The sequence below is a fragment of the Paenarthrobacter sp. CM16 genome, from assembly GCF_013179505.1.
In the GTDB taxonomy this organism is placed as follows: Bacteria; Actinomycetota; Actinomycetes; order Actinomycetales; family Micrococcaceae; genus Arthrobacter.
In genome coordinates this window covers 1-4,358 of the sequence record NZ_JABMCX010000343.1, presented here as the reverse complement: position 1 = coordinate 4,358, position 4,358 = coordinate 1, and the positions used below count along the sequence as shown (strand labels likewise).

Genomic DNA, 4,358 nt, shown 5'->3' with positions numbered 1-4,358 from the left:
ACCGGCCCGGGCCGTCAGGACAACATCGGAGTCCGGTGCGTACTTCACCGCGTTCTCCACGATGTTGGCCACCACCCGCTCCAGCATGCCGGCATCGGCCTGCACCGGCGGAAGATTGGGCGGAAGCTCGTTGCGGAGAAGCCCTGCCGGAACACCCCGGAGCGCCTGCGGCAACACCTCGGCCCACACGATGCCGGTAAGCAGCGGGTTGACCGCATCAGCGGTGATCCGGGACATATCCAGGAGATTGTCCACCAGGTGATCCAGCCGGTCCGCATATTCCTCGATGGTCTCCAACAACTCCCGCTCCACCTCCGGCGGGAAATCCACGTCCTCCTGCCTCAGGCTGCTGACAGCGAGCTTGATCCCGGCCAAGGGCGTCCGAAGATCATGCGAGACTGCGCGGAGGATGGATGTCCGCATCTTGTTGCCCTCTGACAGCCGGACGTTGTCCCGGCGGCTCTTCACCAACTGCTGCCGCTCACGCACTGCCACCACGAACGCGCCGAACGCGGCAAGCAGGCGCTGGCGCTGTGGGGACAAAGGGCCACCGCGCAGCAACAGCGTGTAGTGGGGATCGACGACGGCGGCATGATCGGCGGCGGCATGGGTCACCGGCGGATTCGGCCCGGCGCTGGCCAGGACCTGCGATGCAGGAGCAGCACCGGATGGGTACGGTGTGCCCGGGGCCGCGGAACCCAGCAAAGTCACCGCATCCATCCCCAGGTTGACCCGGACCTTCTCAAGGAACGTTTCCAGGCTTCCATCCGAGCTCAGTATCCGCAGGGCCAACCCGCTCAGCGCAGTGGCTTCAGCTTCCGACCGGGCTGCCTCCTGGGCACGCCTGCCGGCCAGTCCCACTGCAAGCGCTACGCCGCAGGCCACCGCCAGGAACACCACCAGAGTGAACAACGTGGTGGGATCGGCAATGGAGAGGGAGCCTACGGGATCGGCAGAGAAATAGTTCAACAGGAAGCTGCCCAGAACGGCAGCGACCACTGCCGGCCACAAACCACCGATCGCGGCAACCGCCACCGCCACCGCCAGTTGCAGCAGCATGATCATGGAAAAGTTGCGGAAATTCAGGACCGTCACAACAAGTTCGACGGCGGGCGGCAGCAGCAATGCCAGCACCAGGCCCAAGATCACCCGTGTCCGGCCAATGCCACGCACCGGCGGGAGCCGCAGCAACACGCCGTCGTCGCCATGGTTTTCTGCCGTTGGTGCCGCCATGGCTCCATCCTTACACGCTTCCCACAGTGGGGAGTTCTCCCCAAGTACTGCGCTTGGCCGTGCCTGCACGGCTTCCAAGGACTAGGCTTGCTCTGAGCATTCTGGTCCGGCGTGGCGCCGGGCACACCAACGGTCTATCCAGGGGGATACACATGGGCCCAAAAGACAGCCCTGACGCAGCCGGCAACAACGGCGGCAGCAGGGACAACAACGCCGACTTCGGAGCGGGCAACAACCCGCCCAAGCCCCCGCCCTGGCAGGTGCCCAAACCCGACCTCCACCCGGAGCTGTTCACACCTGTCCAGGACAACCCGCAGCAGGGCAAGCCGGCCAGGAACAAGAAGGCGCCCGCGGGAGCATCACCCAGTGGAAACCCACGTCCCGGCCAGCCCCTTCCCGTGGTGGATCCCTTCGCCAGGGAACGCGAACGCGGTGAGGCCGAGGCAGCCAAGAAGAAGAAGCGCTCGCAGCGACGCACCGTGGTGGTCGGCCTGGGCGTGACCGCGCTGTTGGCTGGAACCATCACCGCGATCGTGGCCAGCAACGAGCAGGAAGCCGACTACGCCCAGGTTTGTTTCAATGAGGAAACCGGCGAGCGCGTCGATGACAACGATTGCAACAACAGCAGCTCGGCGGGCCGAAGCTCGGGTGTGTACGCGTGGTACTTCTACTCCCGCGGCGCCAGCGTGCCTGCGGTGGGCCAGAACCGTTCCGCCTACCCGAGCTACACCAAGAACGTCCCAACAGGAGCAAAGTCCTCCACGGGCTACAGCACCAAGGGCGGCACCGTCAGCCGCGGCGGCTTTGGCAGCAGCTCCAAAAGCGGCGGAAGCTCGGGAGGCTAGGCGTGCGTCGACTGCCCTCCGAGCCCAGGCCGGACTGGAAGCAAAAGATCGAAGAGCAGGGCCTGGTTTTTTCCACCACCACCATGCCCGATGGCCGCAAAATCGAATACTGGAACGAATCGGCGTACTACGAGTTCACCGAGGACGAGGTGGAGACCCTCGAGAAGACCGCGGAAGACATGCACATCATGTGCTTGGAAGCCGCCAAGTACCTGGCCACCGGAGCCATGGGCGATCTCGGCATCGGGCAGCAAGCCCTGGAACTGGCCGGCGAGTCCTTGTTGGCTGCCGACATGGATATTTACGGTCGCTTTGACTTCATCTATGACGGCAAAGGTGGTCCGGCCAAAATGCTGGAGTACAACGCCGATACCCCTACCGGGCTGATCGAAGCCTCCGTGGCGCAGTGGTTCTGGCTCCAGGACGTTTTTCCGGAAAAGGATCAATGGAACGGAATCCACGAGGCCCTGATCCGGCAGTGGAAGAAGTTGCAGTTCCGCACCGGCATGAGCACCCTGCATGTTGCCCACTCGGAGGCAGAGGAATCCGGGGAAGACTGGATGACCGCTGCCTACATGCGGGACGTCGCCAGCCAAGGCGGTTGGACCACCATCGGCATCAACATGTCCGATATCGGTTGGGACCCCAACCTGAACCGGTTCGTGGACCTGGACAACTTCATGATCAGCACCATGTTCAAGCTGTACCCATGGGAACTGATGATGAAAGAGCCGTTCGGGCAGCGCCTCCTGCAGCGCGCACACAATCCGCGCTGGGTTGAGCCGGCGTGGAAGATGCTGCTGTCCAACAAAGCACTCCTGGCGGCCTTGTGGCATCTCTACCCGGACCACGAGAACCTGTTGCCCGCCTACCTCGGCGATCCCGGTCCCCTCAAGGAATGGGTAGCCAAGCCGCTCCACGGCCGTGAGGGCGACAACATCCGTATCCATGCCCCGGGCATTGAGATCCAACAGCCCGGTGGCTACGGCCGTGAAGGCTGGTGCTTCCAGCAGTACCACTCCCTGCCCGATTTCGATGGCAACCACCCCGTCCTGGGACTCTGGGTGGTGGATGGCGAATCCGTTGGTTGCGGCATCCGCGAATCGGACGGCCCCATCACGGACTACTTCTGCCGCTTTGTCCCCAATACCATCGACGCCCCGGCGCCCATCGCGCCCACTGCTACTTCCTACGGAGCCGCACTATGAGCACTGAAACCTCGACGCCGGGTGGCGGCCCGGCGGGCGGCGACCGTACCGCCGTCGTACCTTCCAAAGGCCTCCACGCCGGGATCCTTGACCTTGGCGATTCCGTCATGCTGGGCCTGGCATCCACAGCGCCTGTCTATTCGCTGGCGGCTACCCTGGGGCTCATTGTTGCAGTCAACGGCAACTACACGCCGCTGATCCTGATCCTCGGCTTCATTCCCGTCCTGTTCATTGCCTACGCCTTCCGTGAGCTGAACAGCGCCATGCCGGATTGCGGCACCACGTTCTTCTGGGCCCGCAAGGCGTTCGGGCCCTGGGCCGGTTGGCTTGGCGGCTGGGGTGTTGCCCTGGCAGGAATTGTGGTTCTGGCGAACCTGGCACAAATTGCCGGCAAGTACTTGTGGCTTTTGATCGGTGATGGTTCCCTGGCCGACAACACCTGGCTGGTGACGGCAACCGGTGTGCTCTTCATTCTGTTCATGACGTATGTAAACCACCGGGGCATCCGGCTGGGCGAGCACGTCCAGCGCACCCTGACCTACATCCAGTACATCTCCTTGGGCATCTTCGCGGTGGCCATCGTCTTCCGGATCGCCGGTGGCGCCCCTGAAGGACAGGCCTTCGACTTCGAATGGTTCAACCCGGCCGGCGCTTTTGCCGACCCCGGCGCCGTGGTCCACGGTGTCCTGCTGGCGCTGTTCATCTACTGGGGCTGGGACACATGCCTTGCGCTCAATGAGGAAACCGAGAACCCCACCAAGACCCCCGGCCGTGGTGCCGTCATCTCAGCCTCCGTGCTGGTGGCAATCTACGTTTCCGTAGCCCTGCTGGTGATGATGTACGCCACGATCGGTACCGACGGAATCGGCCTTGGCAACGAGGCCAACCAGGACGACGTCTTCCTGGCCATGAAGGACGTAGTACTGGGCCCTTGGGGCTGGCTGATCATCGTCGCTGTGCTGGCGTCGGTCCTGTCCTCCACCCAGACCACCATCCTGCCCACCGCCCGCGGAACACTGTCCATGGGCGTCCATGGTGCGCTGCCGGCCCGGTTCGGCAAGGTCCACGAGCG

General features: G+C 63.7%; 4 protein-coding genes. 3 read left to right on the top strand and 1 reads right to left on the bottom strand.

Annotated elements, in window-relative coordinates:
- On the bottom strand, nt 1–1,233 hold a 1,233-nt coding region (locus HP499_RS21250; protein WP_172326101.1), incomplete at its 3' end, for a DUF4118 domain-containing protein.
- Nucleotides 1,234–1,385: 152 nt separating this feature from the next.
- Between HP499_RS21250 and HP499_RS21245 the strand changes: the two genes are divergently transcribed.
- The 3 genes from HP499_RS21245 to HP499_RS21235 all read left to right on the top strand — a co-directional run.
- Nucleotides 1,386–2,078, top strand: a complete 693-nt coding sequence (locus HP499_RS21245) for a Tat pathway signal protein (protein WP_172326100.1) — start codon at nt 1,386–1,388, stop codon at nt 2,076–2,078.
- Between the two features lie 2 nt (nt 2,079–2,080).
- A complete protein-coding gene (locus tag HP499_RS21240) occupies nt 2,081–3,286 on the top strand; it encodes a glutathionylspermidine synthase family protein (protein WP_172326099.1) in 1,206 nt (401 codons plus the stop codon).
- A partial coding sequence (locus tag HP499_RS21235) for an APC family permease (RefSeq protein WP_172326098.1) occupies nt 3,283–4,358 on the top strand: 1,076 nt, incomplete at its 3' end. The genes HP499_RS21240 and HP499_RS21235, both read left to right, overlap by 4 nt.

Coding starts and splice junctions, on each gene's coding strand:
- HP499_RS21245 (WP_172326100.1), top strand. CDS start 1,386: ATGGGCCCAAAAGACAGCCCTGACGCAGCCGGCAACAACGGCGGCAGC.